Raw genomic sequence first — 17,740 nt, forward strand, 5'->3', positions numbered from 1 at the left:
CAGCGCCTGTGGGCGGGGCGGCGCCGACACGGCAATGCCGATACCCACCGATCACCGACCTGGCCGGCGGTGCCCGCCCGGACAATGTCGCCCAGGTGTTGTGCCAGGCGGCGCGCGGGACCGGAAGCGTCGTGCGGCATGTCGAGGAAGTGATGCAGATCGGCGACCAACACGTCGCCACACTGTACCGGCGCCACGTCGCGGTGTTCTTGGGTACCGATCCTCGGGGACGCTGCCTACGATCATGGGTCGTGATGCTGCGATGTACCGCCAAGGTGTTGGCGCTGCTGAGGGCGCCTGAGCCGGCCATCGGCCAAGCCTGCGCGACCGACTGGTATGCCCACCTGGTCTGGATCGACCGACGCAAATGCCTGCTGGTGACCCACGCCGGGACCTTGTTCTCGGTGTTCATGCCGAACGTCACCGCCGCCGGGTTGCGCCCGATCGGCCCGCCGGTCGTCTCGGCGATCCAGGCCGCGTTGCACGTCGAGGGTCTGCCCGCCGATACGCTCGGCGATCTTGATCCCCAGCAGGTGGCCGTGGCCAAGACCGCCGACCGCCGCATCCTGGGCACGATCAACGACCTGGCGTTCACCACCGAACACGTCATCGCCACCGCTGGCGGCCTGGCCCGCTGCGACATCGACGCGCTGCACCACGGCCTGCATCGCACCATCAACAGCATCACCGGCTACATCCCACCGATCGACCTGGTCACCGCCAGCCGTCACCGAAACTGAGCCTGCCAAAGCGACACGGAGTTGTTACGCGGTGGCCGAGATGGGATCTGCGGGGTTGGTGCCGTTACTCGTGGTGGACGGTGTCAGCCGCAGTTCACGGGGTGGGTCCAGCAGCGATCGACGTAGGTCGTGCAGCAATCGGGTACCGACCGGTGTCATGGACAGCCCGCGCCAACCGGCCGAGGCCCGGTCGAGCACCGCCCATACCAGGCTAACGGCGCTGGTCTCGCCGGGGAATCGGCCGATGACCTTGGTCCGACGCTTGGTCTCCCCAAAGGAGCGCTCAATAAAATTCGAATGTCGAACGCGCCCATGGTGTTCGACCGGGAACCGCAGATAGGCAGTCAACCCAGCTTTGTCGGTGAGCAGAATGCGCATCGCCGCCGGATAGAGGTCGAAGTATTTGGCGGCGAACGCCTCGATCCGCTTGTCGATGATCTCAACGAGCCCAGGCCCCGGTTCAACCGTCAGATCGGCGGTATCGAAGATGGCCCAGTAGCCGTCGCGGACCTCGGCTTGCATCCCGGCGGGAATCTTCGCGAGCACGTTGCGGAGTCGATGAATAAGACATCTCTGCCGCAACGCTTTTGGGAAAATTTGTTCGATGGCTGCGATCAGGCCCTTGGCGCCGTCAGAGACAACCAACAGTGGACAACCCAGGCCGCGATCGCCCAGATCAGTCAGGAAGTCGGCCCATGCGTCGGTCGACTCGCCGGTCCCGGGCGCCAACCCGACGAACACCGGCTTGCCCTCGGTGGTGATGCCCCAGGCGGCCAGCACCGGCTCGGCCGGCGACCCCGGATGCATCCGAAAGAAGCTGGCATCCAAGAACAGGTAATCCAGCGTGATCTCGTCAAGTCGACGACGCGCCCACGCCTGGTATTCGGCTCGGATCGCCTTGCACACTTCCGAGACCGTGGATTTGGAGATCGCGGCCTGGTCGCCAAGTGTTTCGGCGAGGGTGGCCTGCACGTCGCGCACCGATAACCCGCGTACGAACGAGGCAATCACCAGCGTCTCCAAGGCGTTGGTTCTCGTCACGTGCTTGCCGAACAACCGCGACGCAAACGCTGCGGTGGTGCCACGCAGCTTCGGCCGCTCCAACGTAACCGGCCCAGTGGTGGTTTTCACCGTCACCTGTCGATACCCGTTGCGCGAGCCGCCGTTAGCGTCGGGACAGGCAGCAGCGCGTTGGTAGCGTTCGCGACCGAGGAACTCGGTGACCTCAGCCTCCAGGGCCGCCTGCATCAACAGTTGAGCGCCCAGCCGGGCAACCTCTTCAAGGATCTCCGAAAGCTCCCGATCCTCGGCAAATAGGGCATCGATTCTGGTGCGGATGCGATCGACGGCTGATACTCGAACAGGCACGGGCGTGACTCCTTCTTCGCAGACTTGCAGGTCGTGAAGCGGAACCTACGCCCGTGCTCCGTATTTACACCGCGTCCCGGACACGACCAATGCTGAAGATGAACACCAACAGCACCGAGTACGGCAGCGTCAACATCAGTGCCGGCAGCATCGACACCCGCGCCACAAACCAGGTTTGACTCAGGTACTCACGCCACGCGAACGGCGGGCGGAACATCTGCACAAACGTGTCTAGCGACATCGCAAAGAAGTCGCCGACACCGCGCATCGGGGTCAATAGAACGCGCGACGCCATCACGACGGGTTCCCGCTGACCACGCCCTCCGACCGCCGCTGACGGCCGGCTGGGCCGCTGAGCGTTGCGTGAATGACCAGTAGCTCAGGTGTGCGCGTCACAGCCAGCACCGTCATCAGACCACCTCCGTTCTTTCGCACGTCCCCGGCACACCGATTTCTGGTAAGCATTGGCGATACTATAGAGGACGTTGTGATTGCCGTCACCCCCCTTTGCATCGTTGCCAGAGATTGCCCGCCCATGCTGTGTTGCATGAGATACCGCTGGCCAGCCTTTCGGCTTGCGCGCACCTGCCCGCCACCGGCGCCTTCCACCGGTTCGGTCCCGGCGAACTAGACCGGAGCCGAGTTGCGCAGCCCGCGCCAACCGGACTCAGGAGAAGCAACAGCGTGTCCGTGGTGCAGAGACGGATTAGGAGGAGGGCAGCACATACGACGTGACGACATCCGCAATTCCGCTCGGTGGGCGAGCCGAAAACCATGAAGCCGCCGATACCACTGCATCGCCTATGGGTCGCTTCTAGGTGGCGCGCCTGAGCGGCGAGCGCCGCGGTCTTCCCAGGAAACTGGCGGCCAGGGATCCTGTTGAGTTTGCTGCGAGTAAGCTGCGGGAGAATGGGGGCCGAGCTATACATATGGATCATCATGAGGATAGAATGGGGAGGGCGGCCTGGCTGCGATCCTGTCGCAACGCCACTTCCCGGTCCGTACGGTTGGTGTACGCGTGCGAGCCGGCGAGACCGGACAGTCGCCACCGGATAGTGAAAGGTTAGTAACATCATCGGGTCGATTTGCGACTGGAGGAGCGGATGACAGGGCGGAGCTTTGTGGTCGGGGTGGGAATGGTGCCGTTCGCCACCCCGAGCAACAGTGATCCCTACGACGTGATGGCAGAAGGCGCTGTCAAAGCCGCGCTGGCCGATGCCGGTGTGGATCTCGCCGACGTGCAGCAGGCCTATGCCGGTTATGTCTACGGCGATTCGACGTGTGGACAGAATGCGCTGTATCGAGTCGGGATGACGGGCGTGCCGGTGGTCAACGTGAACAACAACTGCGCCACGGGCTCCTCGGCGTTGTGGCTAGCTCGCCAGGCGGTGGCCGGTGGTGCTGCAGACTGCGTCCTCGCGTTCGGGTTCGAGCAGATGCAACGTGGCGCGCTGAAGTCGCACTGGGATGATCGGCCGACACCCTTCGCGCGGTTCGCCGAGGCCGCCAGCGGAGCGCAAGACTGCCCCGACGGGGTACCCATGCCGGCACTGTGGTTCGGCGGCGCGGGCGCCCAGTACGCCGACCGGTTCGGAATCCGTCCGGAGACCTTCGCCAAGATCGCGGTGAAGGCGCGCCGACACGCGGCCAATAACCCCTACGCGGTGTTCCGTGATCCCCTGACAGTGGAAGAGGTGCTGGCCTCCCCGCATATCTATGGCCCATTGACCCGGTTGCAGTGTTGCCCGCCCACCTGCGGAGCGGCGGCCGCGGTGCTGTGCAGCGAGGAGTTCGCCCGCCGCCGCGGCCTCGACACCACGGTCGCTATCGCCGCGCAGGCGTTGACCACCGACACCGACACCAGCTTCGCCGACGCCGACATGGCCAAGCTGGTGGGCTATGACATGGCGCAGTCGGCGGCACGGCAGGTCTACGAACAAGCCGGGGTCGACCCCATCGACATCCGGGTCGTCGAATTGCACGACTGCTTCACCACCAATGAACTGCTGACCTATGAGGCGCTCGGGCTCACCCCAGAGGGCACCGCGGAAAGATTCATCACCGACGACGACAACACCTACGGCGGCCAGGTCGTGACCAACCCCTCCGGCGGGCTGCTCTCCAAAGGGCATCCTCTGGGGGCAACGGGCCTCGCCCAGTGTGCCGAGCTGGTGTGGCAGCTCCGAGGCCAGGCCGCAGAGCGGCAGGTGGAGGACGTCAACCTCGCGCTGCAACACAACATCGGTCTCGGCGGGGCCGCGGTCGTCACGCTCTACGAGAAAACACGTTGACATGCCCCGGTAGTGAGGCGGTATTACGAAAGAAGCGTTGCCCGAGATGACCATGACGATCGACGCCGGCAGGCTCCGCTTTCTGCGCCAAAGTTACCGGACAGGCCGATCCCGTCTACTTCGACCACGGCGCCGCCCGCGCCCTCCGACTGAGGGTTCAGCCGCCTTTTCTGGTGGCAATCAATCTCGAACAGCCGGTTAGTGATCATCGCAGGCGACATGCCCCATATCAGCATGCGTTGACCTGGGACCGCATTGAAGTCACACATCGATTGCTGTTCGCGCACCGTTCAGGGACCGCAGTTCATGCCCGAGCGCAGCAGACATTTCGCTACCGTTTTTTTCAGCGCTCGGCCCTAGCCCTCGTCACGTTCGTGGTTAGCTGCGGAAGGAAACCGCGGAGGGCGGCGATCTTTGATGGCGGACGCGCCCTCAATCACATCTACGTCGAAGAAATTCAGCATCTCAAGCGCCAGTGAAGCCTCGAAAATCGGACCCGCGTTTCGCACCCAGTGGTTCAACGCCCGTTTGGTCCACCTAACGGCGTGCTGCGGGCCACCAGCCAGCTTTTGAGCCACTTCAAGGGCGGTGGGCAGGACTTCCTCGGGCGGACGGCACAGGCTGACCAAGCCGATTCGCTCGGCCTCTTTCCCGTCAATGAAATCTGCGGTCAGCAAATAATACTTGGCCTTGGCAAGGCCACACAGAATGGGCCAGACGATTGCGGCATGGTCGCCGGCGCCAACCCCGAGTCGTAGATGGCCGTCAGTCAGCTGCGCGTCCTCGGCTATCACCGAAACGTCAGCCATCAAAGCTACCGCCAGTCCCGCACCGACGGCCACCCCATTGATCGCCGAGATGATTGGTTTGTCGCAATTCGCGATGTTGTAGACGATGTCGCGTGCCTCGGCCATTGTCTCGACGATCTGCGAGAAGTCGTTTGCCTGATCGAGCACCATGTCGAGGTCACCCCCCGCGCAAAAAGCCTTGCCAGCGCCCGTGACAACGGCGACCCGAGTTTGCGAGTCAGTGCCGACGTCGAGCCACACCTTGCCCAACTCCCAGTGCAACCGCTTGTTGGCGGCATTGAGCCGGTCGGGCCGATTGATGGTGACTTGCAGAACGCCCTCGCTGGGGCGGTCGAACGTGAGGTGCTGGTACTGGTCATAGCTGCTCATCGAGTCTCTCCTTGATCAGACAGTAGGCGCCGCGCACGGAGACCGTCGAGGTTGAAAGTGAGTAGGGACCGCGCGGAAAGTCCGTGTTCGGTGTGACAGTCGACGGCGACGGTGGCTGTCCGCGCGGTGTCGCGTTGGTTCACTGCCAGCACCCGCCCGTCGGTCCGCAGCGTATCGCCAGCGCACACCGGGGCCATCATCTGCAACTGCCGACGAGCAAGCCATGCCTGCGGGCCGGCCCACGCCTTGCCGATCCGGTCCACCAACCCGTGGAAGAACATCGTGTTCAGGTAGACATCGCGGGCACCCTGCTCTTTGGCGTAGGCCTGGTCGTGGTGACCACGGAAGAAGTCGCGGGTGGCGGCCGCGTTTAGTACGCACCGCGTGACGGTGACCGGCATCGTCACCTCAGGCAACACCTCGACGGGCTCAGCGCGGGGTTGTTCGGCCGGGCCCGGTCGTCGTTGAGGGGTTCCGCCCGCCCCAACAACGTAGCGGAACAGCACGTTGTCGTTGGTCGCCACCAGGGTGCCATTCTGGTTGCGGCATTCACTGCGCGTGGTCACGAAGTGCCCGACACCCAGTGCGGTTCGTTTCTCTGCCGAGATCGATTCCACCCGCTCGGTGGAGATGAGCCGGTCCCCGACCCGCATCGGGGCGAAAAACCGGCTGTCTGTCGAGACGTTGATCAGCGTGGTACCCGGCAGCGGCACCTCCAGCGCGAGCACCGGCGCGTGTTCGGGCTTGCGCCGCGGGTTCCACGGCAGCGGGAACGCCCACACCATGAGCATGCCCGGCGGCGAGATCCGAGCCCCGTATCTCGTCGTCGCGGCCTCAGTATCCCAGTAATTCTCGTCAGCATCCTCTATCAGGGCACAGAAGTAGGCGATTTGGGCTTCGTTGACCGCGAACGGCGACCGACTGGTTACTTCGCGGCCCACCCAGACGGCCGCTTCTTCGGCCGGCCCGGTGACCACGTAGCTGAGCGCGTCGGCGTAATTAACGCCCATCAGCGTGCGGACCCGATCGGGCGGAACTGCGGAATCGCGAGTTCGCCCCGCGGTTCGAACGTGACCTCGACCGGTGTGCCGACCTCAACGTCCTCCGGCGAACAGTCGACCACGTTGGCCATCATTCGCGGGCCTTCCGACAATTCGATGACGGCCAGCACGTAGGGCACCGCGAAGGCCGGCGACGGGGGCTGGTAGACCACGGTGTAGGTGAGCACCGTCCCTCGCCCCGAGGGTTGTTCCCACGTCAGATCGGTTCCCCAGCAATACGGACACCATCGGCGAGGATGGTGGTGAAACCGGCCGCAGGCGCGGCATCGTGGCAGCACGAACCGGCCCGCGGCCGCTTCCTGCCAGTAGACCGCCGTGCTCGCGGTCAGCGCGGGAACCGGTGGGGTTGTCATGGTGTCCTTCCCAGCAGGACCGTCGAGTGGTCGGCCATCACGCCGCCGTAGGTGTGAACCAGCGCGATCTCGGCGTCCACTTGGCGGCCTTCGGCTTGGCCCATCACTTGACGTGCCCCCTCGACGAGCATCGACATGCCCGAAGCGTCGCCGGTGTGCCCGAACGACAGCAACCCACCGTAGGTGTTGATCGGCAGATCGCCGCCCGGGGCGCCGCGACCGTCCAGGAAGAAGTGGCCTCCTTTGCCCGGCTCGACCAGGCCGGTCTCCTCCACCAGCAAGATCGGGTTGATGGTGAACGCGTCGTAGAGTTCGGCGAGGTCCACATCGGACGGAGACACGCCCGCCATGTCGAATGCGGCGCGCGCCGAAACGCCGGCGCCCATCGTGGCGAAGTCGCTTGCGTGGCTGATGTTGCCGTGGTCGTGGAACTCCCCAAAGCCGAGCAGATATGCGGGCTGTTCGGTGAGTTCGCGAGCCCGCTCACCGCTCGTGACCAGGAACGCCGCGCCTCCCTCGCAGGGCACCGAGCAGTCCAGCAGGTTGAACGGCCACGCGATCGGGCGTGAATCCAGCACCATCTCGATGGTGAGCGGGCCGGCGTCACGCATCAGGGCGTCGGGGTGTCGCAGCGCCCAGTCGCGGCTGCAAACCGCAACCGCCGCCAGGGCGTCCCGCGATGTACCACGTTCGGCCATGTGCCGGGTGGCCGCCAGCGCGTAAAGCGCCGGAATGAAGCTGCCATAGGGATACTCGAAGTCGGGGTGGCTGATCATGCGTGCCATGGCGTCTGCGCCGCCCGCGCCCACCTTGGGAAACTTGCCCGCCCCGACGCACAGCACCGAGTCCGCAAGGCCCGCGCCGATCGCCAGCGCTGCACGCGAGAGCATGATCGTGTAGGTCGCGCCGCCCGCGTTGATCGTCTCGCAGAACCGTGGACGAATCCCCAGGGCGTCGTTGAGCCGCTCATGGACGAAGATATCAGCGCCATGCCCCGCGGCCATGCCCGCCGGGCACACCAGCAGACCATCGACGTCGTCGGGCCCAACCTGAGCGCCTTCCAAGAACCGGCGCAGCACCAATTCCGGCATGCCCGCCCCGTCCTCGTCGGGATATCGCCCTGGGCGCAGTTCCTCGACCGCCGCGATGGCGGGACGGCCGGCAAGGGCACGCGAACTCATGACAACCTCGCAATCGTTCAGATACCAATACGTCGCCAGCCCGTACAAGAACCCGTCGAACGTCATCAAAGCGGCCGTCGCCGATGCGCTCACCAGGAATCGCCCCCGACGTCAGTAGGACTTGGGTAGGCCCAGGCTGTGCTGGGCGACGAAATTGAGGATCATCTCCCGGCTGATCGGCGCGGTGCGCATCAGCCGCGCCGGCCCCCACAGCGTTGCCAACCCGTATTCGGTGGCCATCCCATTGCCCCCGTGTGTCTGGATCGCCTGATCCAACGCCAGGATCCCCGCCTCCGCCGCGGCGTACTTCGCCATGTTGGCGGCCTCTCCCGCACCAGAATTCCCGGCGTCATGCAACTCGGCCGCCCGCTGGGTCATCAGCCGCGCCAGTTCGACCTGAATCTTGGCATGCGCCAGCGGATGCGCCACGCCCTGATGCGCGCCGATCGGGGTATTCCAGACCTGGCGTTCCCTGGCGTAAGCGCACGCCTTGTCCAGCGCGTAGCGGCCGATCCCGGTGCTCAACGCCGCGCCCATGATCCGCTCCGGGTTCAGCCCCATAAACACCTGTCGCAGCCCCTCGTCCTGCTCCCCGACCAGGTTTTCGGCGGGCACCCGCACGTCGTCGAAAAACAGCGTGAATTGCTTCTCGGGGGTGACTGCCTGCACCGGGATGAGTGTCTTCTGGAGCCCGGCAGCGTCGGTGGGCACCACCACCAGCGACAGCTGCCCCCGACCCCGCTCGTCGGTGCCGGTCCGGGTCACCACCAGGACCGCCTGGGCCTCATCGACCCCGGAAATGTAGTACTTGGTGCCGCGCAGCACCCACTCGTCGCCGTCACGCGTCGCGGTCGTGGCGATGTTGTGCGAATTAGAACCCGCATCCGGTTCGGTGATCGCAAACGCCATGATCATGTCACCACTGGCGATCCCGGGCAGCCACCGCTGCTTTTGTTCCTCGCTGCCAAACGCCTGAATTATCGTGCCGCAGATCGCCGGTGATACCACCGTCATCAACAGCGGACAACCCGCCGCGGCCAACTCCTCACCCACCGCGTGCAGCTCGTAGATACCCCCACCCCCACCGCCGTACTCCTCGGCAATGTTCACTCCCAAAAACCCCTGCTTGCCGATCTCCCGCCACAGCTCTGTGGACTTCTCCCCCGCCAACGACTTGCTCAGGTAGTACTCATGGCCATACGAACGCGCAATCGCCGCCACCGCCGCCCGCAAATCCCGTCGCTCGTCACTTTCGCAAAGCTCCATCCCAACACACCTTTCCTGTCAACTGAGCATTACCGGCGGTCCAACGACCCGGTGAACGACGTTGCAGCCGCAACCCGTCGGCGTCGACTGCACAGTCTGCCGACCGACCGACCGACCGATCGGCCCGGCGATGCGGCGCGGAGCATTCAGCCCACGATCACACGTTATCGGCCATTAACATCCGGGCGCAAGCCACCATATGGGAGCGTCCGCCGCCAGCGTTGTCTCCGACGCGTCCCAAGGCAAGCGATTGACGGTTAGGTCTGGAAATATCCTTGGTGCTGGTCGCGTAGCACATTCTTTTGCACTTTGCCCGTCGCGGTGCGGGGCATCTTGTCGGTGAAGATCACCGCCTTCGGGACCTTGAACCCCGACAACCGGCGGCGCGCCGCAGCCAGCACGTCATCCTCGGTGAGCTCGGCACCCGGTTTGGGGGTGACGATCGCCACGATCGCCTCGGTCCATCGCTGGTGCGGCAATCCGACCACGACCACCTCCTGGATTCGGGGCTCCCCGTCGTAGAGCGCCTTTTCGACCTCGATGGAGGCCACGTTCTCACCGCCGGTCTTGATCACGTCCTTCTTGCGGTCGGCGAACCACAGCAGTCCGTCGGCATCGAAGCGTCCGATGTCGCCGGAATGAAACCAACCGTGCGCGAACGCCTCGGCGGTGGCCTCTGGGTTGCGCAGGTAACCCTCCATTGCGTGCGGGCCGCGATAGACGATCTCGCCAGCCTCACCAGGAGGGAGCAGATTGCCGGCGTCGTCCATGATCCCCACCTGAACATTGGGAACCGGCAGGCCGACGGAGCCCGCATGCGAGAGCTGATACTCAGGCGGAAAGACGGTCGTCAGCGGGTTCATCTCGGTCTGGCCAAAACCGAGCGCGAACTGACAGCCGAATACCTCCATGGCGATGCGTAGGTCGGTGTCGGGCATCGGCGCCATCGCATACAACGCCAGACGCAGGCTCGACAAGTCACGCTTGGCGATGTCGGGGTGGTCCATCATCGCCCGGTACATCATCGGCAGCCCGAAGATCTGGGTAACCCGTTCCGCCTCGATGGTCGCCATCAGCGCGCCAGGGTCGAACGCACGCATCAACACCGCGGTGCCGCCGACGTACATCAGCCCCGTGGTGAACCCGTTGAGCTGGGCGGTATGAAACAGCGGCATCATCACCGCTGACCGGTCCTGCTCGCTGAACCGCAACACCAGGGGGGCCGTGAGTGACTCGATGTAGACCGCGAGATGACTGCTCACCACCCCCTTTGGCGCCGACGTCGTTCCGCTGGTGTAGAGGTAGCTGATCGCGTCGCGGTCATCGACGAAGCATTCCGGTTCGGCGTCGGAGGCGTCGCCGACGAACTCGCTCATCGCCCGCCACCAATGCGAACCGGCGGATTCCCATTGTGTGCCGGTGCCAGGTGCGACGATCACATCGGTCACCTTGCGTTGTTCGAGGCGGTCTAACGCCGCCCCGACGAGTTCGGCCAGTTGGCTCTCCACAACCACCCCTTTGGTGTGGGAATGCTCAAGCACGTAGGCCGTCTCAGACGCGCCCCAAGCGAGGTTGATCGGGACACACACCACTCCGGTCTTGGCGCACGCGTAATAGGTGAGAAGGAACTCGATGCTGTTGCCGCAGGCCAGAGCGAGCGCGTCACCCCGCTGGTAGCCCGCGGTCGCCAGCGCGTTGGCCAGCCGATTCACCGCGGCGTTCAACGCACGATAGGTGAGCCGGCGCTCGCCGTCGACCACGGCTTCGTGCTCGGGGCGCCGCCACGCGGTGCGGGTGAGCATGTCCCCGACGTTGACGCGTGTCACAAGATTCTTCTGCAGATCCACCGCGGTCATCGGCGCTCTCCTTCCGCCATGGAAAGCAGCTAACGGGCGGTGCAGTCCCGATGAACTGGCGTCCGGCAGCTTGCGTGCAATCCGTGTACATAGTGTAATGATTATCCATAGTTATTTCGTTGAGTCTTGCGAATCCGGCCCGCGACGTAGCAATCGCTGGGTAGTGGCTGGGGGTCGAGTGGGCCGCGAAGCGGAACGCACCTCAAGACACGGATCAAGGGCGAAGGGCGGGGCTCATGCCAGGAGTAGACGGACGGGTGGCGATCGTCACTGGGGCGGGCCGCGGCCTCGGTCGCAGCCATGCTCTACGCCTGGCGGCGGGGGGCGCGCTGGTCGTCGCGAATGACCTTGGGGTGAGAAAAGAGGGGGGTGGCGCGAACGCTGCGGCGGCGCAGGACGTCGTGGCGGAGATCCGGGCCGCCGGCGGTGTCGCCGTGCCCGATGACCACGACATCGCTTCCGAGACCGGCGCGAAGGAGGCGGTCAAATCCGCGCTCGAGGCCTTCGGCCGGCTAGACATCGTAGTCAACAACGCGGGCATCCTGCGAGACGCGACGTTTCACAAGATGACTGTGCAGCAGTGGGAGGCCGTCCGCCAGGTGCACCTGGATGGAACCGCGTTTGTGACCCGCGCGGCTTGGCCCCATTTGCGCGAGCAACGCTACGGCAGGGTCGTCGTAACCTCTTCCGGCGCCGGCCTGTTCGGCAACTTCGGACAAGCCAACTACGCGGCCGCAAAGCTTGGTGTGGTCGGACTGATGCATACACTCGCACTGGAGGGTGCCCGCCATGGCATTCGGGTCAATGCCGTCGCCCCGGTCGCGCTGACCCGGATGACCGTCGGCCTGCTCGACGATGCCAGCGACCTCGACCCAGCCTGGGTATCGGCCGCCGTCGGTTGGTTATGCGCCGAGGAATGCGATCTGACGGCCGAGATCGTGCGGGTTCACGGTCGCCATTTCAGCCGCGTACGGATCGTCGAATCGCGCGGCGTGGACTTCCCGTCCCCACCGTCCGATGATCACCTCGCAGCCAGATGGGCGGAGATCGCCGACCTGTCTGGCGCACAGGAGGGTCAGGCGGCGGTCGCCACCGCACGCCATGCGGGCTCGGGATGAGTCGGCCAACGGCAATTGATACGCCGACACCGATTGTCAGCTGACAGGTTGTCAGCTGGCAGGTGAAACCCTGCGCGGCTGTCGCTTGATCGGCCTCGCCGTGTGAGGCAGTCGCTGCCCGGACGACGGTGACGGAGTTATCGCCGCAGCGCAAGGATTTCGGCGCGAACGATGCTTGTTCCAGGGCGAACAGACACCGGCATCGCCGAATCCGGTGCGGTTCACAGCCCTACTGCAGATCCGGTTCGACTGTCTTGCCGCCGACCGGGCTGGATGCCATTCGGCGATCGTGTCGTAGTCAGTTCACGACAGCAACTGACCCGGGACCAGCGGCCAGCTCGCGGGCGATGGCAACACCAGCAGTCAACAGGTGCTGCTTATGGCCGAAACCTTGGCACCGCCCGATCTCGCCCCTCAGCGCCGGCTGGGTCAACGCGGTCACGCAGACAGCTCGGTCGACCGCGTCGGCGACTCCGCGTCACGTTGGGTAGAGCCGCGCCAGCCGTAGCGTTCGCGGGCTCCGCGGCACGGGCGCTACTTCAAAATGTTGTGTTTATCTGATAATAGTTATACTTTATGATGGTCGATGGCGGTTCGTAGCTGGGAAATCGCGCTCATCTGGCGCCCCAACGCTGACGCCGCGGCTCCCGCGAACGAAAGGACGTGCCAATGACCACCCCGGCGCTCGACCAGCTCACCGACGCGCAACAGGAACTCGTCGAACGCGCCCACCTCATCGCCGGCACTGAGCTTCGCCCGCACGCCGCTGAGTGGGACCGCCGCCAGGAATTCCCGGAGCGCTCCTACCAGATCCTGCGCGAGAACGGCTTCACCGGGCTCACCGTGCCGACCGAGTACGGCGGTCGCGGCCTCGGGGTGTTCGAGGCCTGTCTAGTCCTCGAGGAGCTGGCGGTGGGCTGCATGGCCAGCGCGCTGACCATCCAGATGCAGCTCAACGGACCCCCGCGGGTGATCGCCCGGATGGGTAGCGAACAGCAGCGCCAGCAGTACCTGCCCGAGGTGGTCGACGGCACTCGGCGGTTCGCCGTCGCGATGACCGAGCCGCAGGCCGGATCGGACGGCACCGCGCTGGCCACGACACTAGCCCCCGATGGCGACGACTTTCGGCTCACCGGCGCCAAGTGCCACATCACCGGCGCGCTGCAGGCGCACACCTTTCTGGTGTTCTGTCGCGCGCCCGAGACCAACGGTCCCGACGGGATAGGCGCGGTGCTGGTGGACGCCGACGTCGAAGGCCTGGCGCCGATCGAAACCGAGGAGAAGATGGGCGGTCGCGGCGTGGCCGAGGGGGTGCTGCGGTTCACCGACGCCCCCGTGCGCCGCGATCAGGTGATCCTCGAACCGCGTCCCGGTTCCAAAGAGGGCGCCTCGTTTTTGATTCGCCAGTTCAATCCCGAGCGGTGCGGCAACGCCGCGATGTCGATCGGGGTCGCGCGCGCCGCCCTGGAGGACGCCGTCGAATACGCCAAGGAGCGTGAGCAGTTCGGCCGCCCGATCCTGGAGTTCCAGGGCATCCAGTGGAAGATCGCCGACATGGCAACCGAGCTGGATGCCGCGCGGTTGCTGCTATGGCGCGCCGCGCGCACCGATGTCGCCGGTTTCCCGGGTATCCGCGAGACCGCGATGGCCAAGCTGTACGCCAACGAGGCCGCGGTGCGGGTGTGCAACGAGGCGATCCAGCTGCTGGGGCACAAGGGATATCTCACCCGCTACCCGATGGAACGGTACTTCCGCGACGTGCGCGGAATGGGCATCGGCGGGGGCACCACCGAGATCCTGCGCAACATGATCGCCGCAGAGGTCACCGGCGTGCGCACCAGCCAGCGGCGGTGCTGAGTCGTGAATTTGGGGCTGAGCGCAAGCGCCGAGCACTACCGAGCCGGGCTCAAAGACTGGGTTGAAGCGAACCTGCCGCCACGGTGGCGTGACATCCCGGTCGGAACGGGCGACGACGAGTCCTACGTCGCGATGCGCCGGGAGTGGGGCCGGCGCCTGTTCGAGGCGGGATGGCTTGCCCCACATTGGCCCACGGAGTACGGCGGCCAAGGACTAGGGGTAGACGCACAGCTCGCGTTCGTCGAAACGCTGGTCGAAACCGGCGCGCCGGAGCCGATGAACACCAACGGCATGGGCATCTTCGCCCCCGCGCTGATGCGATTCGGCACCGACGAGCAGCGAAGACGGTATCTGCGCCCGATGCTGTGCCACGACGACATCTGGTGTCAGGGGTTCTCCGAACCCCAGGCCGGCAGCGACCTGGCGGCGGTGTCCACCCGGGCGGTTGCCAAGGCAGACCACTTGCTCGTATCAGGCCAGAAGGTGTGGACATCCTACGCACTGTTCGCGCAGCGGTGCTACCTACTGGTCAAGGTTGCCGACTCGCCCGGCCCGACGTTGGTCGTGGTGCACATGGACCGCCCCGGCATCACCGTCAGGCCGCTGCGCAATCTAACGGGCACCAGCGAGTTCTGCGAGGTGTTCTTCGATGACGTGGTCGTCGATGCGGCCGACGTGGTCGGCGGGATCGGCGACGGGTGGCCGGTCGCCACCTACGCCTTGGCTCGGGAACGCTCCAGCGCCTTGGCCCAGCGGTCACTGCAACTGTCGCGTGAACTGACGCGGATGCTGAGCGCGCTGGACGATGTCCATCGCGACGCGTGCGCCGAGAACGCCCTGGTCGACGCGTTCGTGCGCACCCGCGTGGTGGACAGCACAGTACGCCGGGTATTCGCGCTCGATGCTGATGCAGCCGAGCCAGGGATGCTCGCACCGATCGCGAAGGTTCTGTGGAGCGAAAGCCACCAGAAGCAACTGGCCACCCTGCTGGAGGCGGCCGGACCAGAAGTGGCTGCGGCCGGTGCCGGGTGGTCGGAATGGACCCGCTCGTTGTTGTTTGCCCGCGCCGAAACGATCTATGGCGGCACAAGCGAGATCCAGCGCAACCTGATCGCGAAGGCGCTCGGCCTGCCGAGCGACCGCCGGTGAAAGAGGGTGGAATGGACTACCGGATCGATGACGAACTGGCAATGCTGCGGGCCGCGCTGCGGGAGTTTCTCGAGGCGCGGATGCCCGACTTGATCCGGGAGCCCGCCCGGGACAACCGGGCAACGGCGTGGCGGGAGCTGGTGTCGGCCGGATGGTTGGAGCACTTCGGCGCGGCAACCGGAGAAACCGGGGCGCCGGCGGACTGGGTCGGCGGCGTGCACGTGGCCGAAGCGTTCGGCGCGGTCCCCGTGCCCGGACCGGTGGACGTGGTTGCCGGCTACCTGATGCCGCTGGCGAAGGCCGCCGGCATGAGCGGGCTGCTCGAACGACTGCACACCGGCAGCGTCATCACCGCGGCGCCCCCGGTTCCGGACATATCCGGGCGCGACGGGGTGCCGCAGTGGCGGCACCGGCGTCTGTGCGCCGTGCGTGAAGCGAACCGGATTCGGGTCAGCGGAGTGCTGGCGCGGGTTCCCGCCGCCGGCGACGCTCAGGCGGTGGTGGTGCCGGTCGACCTGGACGGCGTACCAGGGCTCGCGCTCGTGGGCTGTGACCAGGCGGGAGTCGAAGTCGGCGTGTCAGCCGGCGTGGACTTGCGTCGGCCCGTCGCAGATGTCCGCCTGCGCCGGACCCGCCTGGAGGCCGAAGCGCTGTACACCGACCCTGGCCTGTCGGCGCTTGAGGAGCGCTGCGCGACGCTGTACAGCCTGTTTCTCGATGCGGAGGCGGTCGGTGGCGGCGCCGAGGTGATCGCGCGCAGTGTGGACTACTGCACTACGAGAACGCAGTTCGGGCGGCCGATCGGGGCGTTCCAGGCGATCCGGCATCGGCTCGCCGACGCCGCCAGCGGCGTGGAGGGAGCCCGTTCACTCGTCTACCAGGCGGCCTGGAACGTCGCCGCGGGCGCGCCCGGCGCGATGTGCGACGTTCGGGCCAGCCGCCTGTGGGCCTCGGCGGCCTACCTCGCGGCCGCCGAGGCCGCCATCCAGTGTCATGGGGGTATGGGGTTCACCTGGGATCAGCGGCTGCACCTCTGGTATCGCGCCGCGGTTGCCGGTCGGGGCGCCGATACTGTGGTCGGGGCACGTTCAGCGCTCGCCGCACTGCTACGCGGCGACGAACGTCTTGTGCCATCCGCACCACACGGCAGGCTGGCCGCGGCGGGGAGGACGAGCAAGTGAGTGAACCCGAGGTGCTGTTCGACCGGCCGCGACCCGGTGTCGCGGTTCTCACCCTCAACCGGCCGGGTGCGCGCAACTCCCTCGGTTGGCAAACCTGGCACCAGCTGGGTGAGGCAATCGATGAGGTGGCCGCCGACGACAACTGTCGCGCGGTGGTACTCACCGGCGCCGGCGGGACATTCTCCGCCGGCGGCGACGTCAAGACCTCCCCGGCCCGCGGAGCGGGGCTCGGCGCGCCCGCGGCGCGGTTGCTGGTCGGACAGCGCGTGCTCGACACGCTGCTCAAGTTGCCCAAACCAGTGCTTGCCGCTGTCGAGGGGCCCGCGGTGGGTGCTGGCTGGAGCCTCGCATTAGCCTGCGACCTGGTTGTAGCGGCCCGCGACGCCGTGTTCGCGGCCCCGTTCGTGGCGCGCGGCCTAGTGCCCGACTGCGGAGCCGCCTGGTTCTTAACCCGTGCGCTGGGCCGGCACCGGGCCGCGGCGCTGCTGTTGAGCGGCGAACGGCTCACCGCGCCGCAGGCCGCGGGCGCGGGTCTGGTCAGTCAACTCGCCGAGCCTGGCGCAGCGCTGACCGTCGCCACCGACCTCGCCGCAACCCTCGCCCGCGGCCCTGCAGAGGCACTGCGCTTGACCAAAGGCATGATCCGCGGCGCGCTCGATGTACCGCTGGAAAGATTCCTCGAACTCGAATGGCTGTCGGCCACCCTCGATCTGACCGGGCCCGACGCTGCCGAAGGCCGCGCAGCCTTTGTCGAGAAGCGCGATCCTGATTTCTCCAAGATCCGCCGATCCGCCGATGAAGCTAGCTGAGCGGTGACCCTGAGCCGCTAAGGCCAGCAGGCCGTTGTCGCGGGCAGTGCTCAACTACGTCAGCCGCGCGGCCGGGCTGCCAGAGTCCCACTGACGACGTTGCCGACGCTACGATATCTCCGCGCTCGCGGCCGTCAGCTGTAGAAGCACGTTCCGTGCTTGGACAACGTCACTCGCAGCACGGCGACCGAGACGGCGCTCTAGCTGTTCTTCACGGGTAGGTTGTGAACGCGTAGGCGCTCGATTGGTGTCATTCCGCCGATGCCGGTGTGGGGTCGGTGGTGATTGTAGTGATGCAGCCAGTGCTGGTAGGTTCCGGCGCGTTCGGCCTC

At 66.0% G+C, this 17,740-nt stretch carries 15 protein-coding genes and 1 pseudogene; 7 read left to right on the plus strand and 9 right to left on the minus strand.

Annotated features, from left to right (window positions below; all coding sequences use genetic code 11):
• The first annotated feature begins 8 nt into the window (after window positions 1–8).
• The gene (locus E0T84_RS22380) at window positions 9–740 is read left to right on the plus strand and encodes a hypothetical protein (RefSeq protein ID WP_019348133.1); all 732 of its coding nucleotides are present in this window, start codon (window positions 9–11) and stop codon (window positions 738–740) included.
• 24 nt (window positions 741–764) lie between these two features.
• Here the strand turns inward: E0T84_RS22380 and E0T84_RS22385 are convergent, their stop codons facing one another.
• On the minus strand, window positions 765–2,108 hold the full coding sequence (locus tag E0T84_RS22385; RefSeq protein ID WP_074328301.1) for an IS256 family transposase: 1,344 nt from the start codon (window positions 2,106–2,108) through the stop codon (window positions 765–767).
• 88 nt (window positions 2,109–2,196) lie between these two features.
• Window positions 2,197–2,403: pseudogene (locus E0T84_RS22390) on the minus strand (ABC transporter permease); the annotation flags it as partial.
• Window positions 2,404–3,211: 808 nt separating this feature from the next.
• Here E0T84_RS22390 and E0T84_RS22395 point away from each other — a divergent pair.
• Window positions 3,212–4,399: a lipid-transfer protein gene (locus E0T84_RS22395; protein WP_047040653.1), complete on the plus strand. Its 1,188-nt coding sequence runs from the start codon at window positions 3,212–3,214 to the stop codon at window positions 4,397–4,399.
• Between the two features lie 356 nt (window positions 4,400–4,755).
• On the opposite strand, the gene E0T84_RS22400 is transcribed toward E0T84_RS22395, so the two are convergent.
• The 6 genes from E0T84_RS22400 to E0T84_RS22425 form a co-directional block, all read right to left on the minus strand.
• Entirely contained in the window at window positions 4,756–5,577 is an 822-nt protein-coding gene (locus E0T84_RS22400) for an enoyl-CoA hydratase/isomerase family protein (protein WP_047040650.1), read from the minus strand.
• A complete protein-coding gene (locus E0T84_RS22405; protein WP_052773273.1) occupies window positions 5,574–6,587 on the minus strand; it encodes a MaoC family dehydratase N-terminal domain-containing protein in 1,014 nt (337 codons plus the stop codon). The genes E0T84_RS22400 and E0T84_RS22405 overlap by 4 nt, the downstream gene beginning before the upstream one ends.
• Window positions 6,587–6,991 carry a Zn-ribbon domain-containing OB-fold protein gene (locus E0T84_RS22410; RefSeq protein WP_047040647.1) on the minus strand — a complete coding sequence of 135 codons (405 nt, stop codon included), beginning with the start codon at window positions 6,989–6,991 and terminating at the stop codon, window positions 6,587–6,589. Before E0T84_RS22410 ends, E0T84_RS22405 begins: the two co-directional genes overlap by 1 nt.
• On the minus strand, window positions 6,988–8,172 hold the full coding sequence (locus E0T84_RS22415) for a thiolase family protein (RefSeq protein WP_047040673.1): 1,185 nt from the start codon (window positions 8,170–8,172) through the stop codon (window positions 6,988–6,990). Before E0T84_RS22415 ends, E0T84_RS22410 begins: the two co-directional genes overlap by 4 nt.
• 111 nt (window positions 8,173–8,283) lie before the next feature.
• On the minus strand, window positions 8,284–9,438 hold the full coding sequence (locus E0T84_RS22420) for an acyl-CoA dehydrogenase family protein (protein WP_047040646.1): 1,155 nt from the start codon (window positions 9,436–9,438) through the stop codon (window positions 8,284–8,286).
• A gap of 257 nt (window positions 9,439–9,695) precedes the next feature.
• A complete protein-coding gene (locus tag E0T84_RS22425) occupies window positions 9,696–11,294 on the minus strand; it encodes a long-chain-fatty-acid--CoA ligase (protein WP_047040644.1) in 1,599 nt (532 codons plus the stop codon).
• 236 nt (window positions 11,295–11,530) lie between these two features.
• On the opposite strand from E0T84_RS22425, the gene E0T84_RS22430 reads away from it, so the two are divergent.
• From E0T84_RS22430 to E0T84_RS22450, 5 genes are all read left to right on the plus strand, one after another.
• Window positions 11,531–12,412, plus strand: coding sequence for an SDR family NAD(P)-dependent oxidoreductase (locus tag E0T84_RS22430; protein WP_047040641.1), 882 nt, complete (start codon window positions 11,531–11,533; stop codon window positions 12,410–12,412).
• A 669-nt stretch (window positions 12,413–13,081) separates the two neighbouring features.
• The gene (locus tag E0T84_RS22435; RefSeq protein WP_047040638.1) at window positions 13,082–14,269 is read left to right on the plus strand and encodes an acyl-CoA dehydrogenase family protein; all 1,188 of its coding nucleotides are present in this window, start codon (window positions 13,082–13,084) and stop codon (window positions 14,267–14,269) included.
• A gap of 3 nt (window positions 14,270–14,272) precedes the next feature.
• Entirely contained in the window at window positions 14,273–15,418 is a 1,146-nt protein-coding gene (locus tag E0T84_RS22440; RefSeq protein WP_052773272.1) for an acyl-CoA dehydrogenase family protein, read from the plus strand.
• A gap of 11 nt (window positions 15,419–15,429) precedes the next feature.
• Window positions 15,430–16,599 (plus strand): acyl-CoA dehydrogenase family protein, encoded by a 1,170-nt coding sequence (locus E0T84_RS22445; RefSeq protein ID WP_052773271.1) that lies wholly within the window; start codon window positions 15,430–15,432, stop codon window positions 16,597–16,599.
• The gene (locus E0T84_RS22450; RefSeq protein WP_047040635.1) at window positions 16,596–17,408 is read left to right on the plus strand and encodes an enoyl-CoA hydratase/isomerase family protein; all 813 of its coding nucleotides are present in this window, start codon (window positions 16,596–16,598) and stop codon (window positions 17,406–17,408) included. Before E0T84_RS22445 ends, E0T84_RS22450 begins: the two co-directional genes overlap by 4 nt.
• A 200-nt stretch (window positions 17,409–17,608) precedes the next feature.
• Here the strand turns inward: E0T84_RS22450 and E0T84_RS22455 are convergent.
• Window positions 17,609–17,740, minus strand: a 132-nt coding sequence (locus E0T84_RS22455) for an integrase core domain-containing protein (RefSeq protein WP_138745571.1), incomplete at its 5' end; no start/stop codon positions are given.

This window comes from Mycobacterium sp. DBP42 (assembly GCF_005924235.1).
GTDB classification, from domain to species: Bacteria; Actinomycetota; Actinomycetes; order Mycobacteriales; family Mycobacteriaceae; genus Mycobacterium; species Mycobacterium syngnathidarum.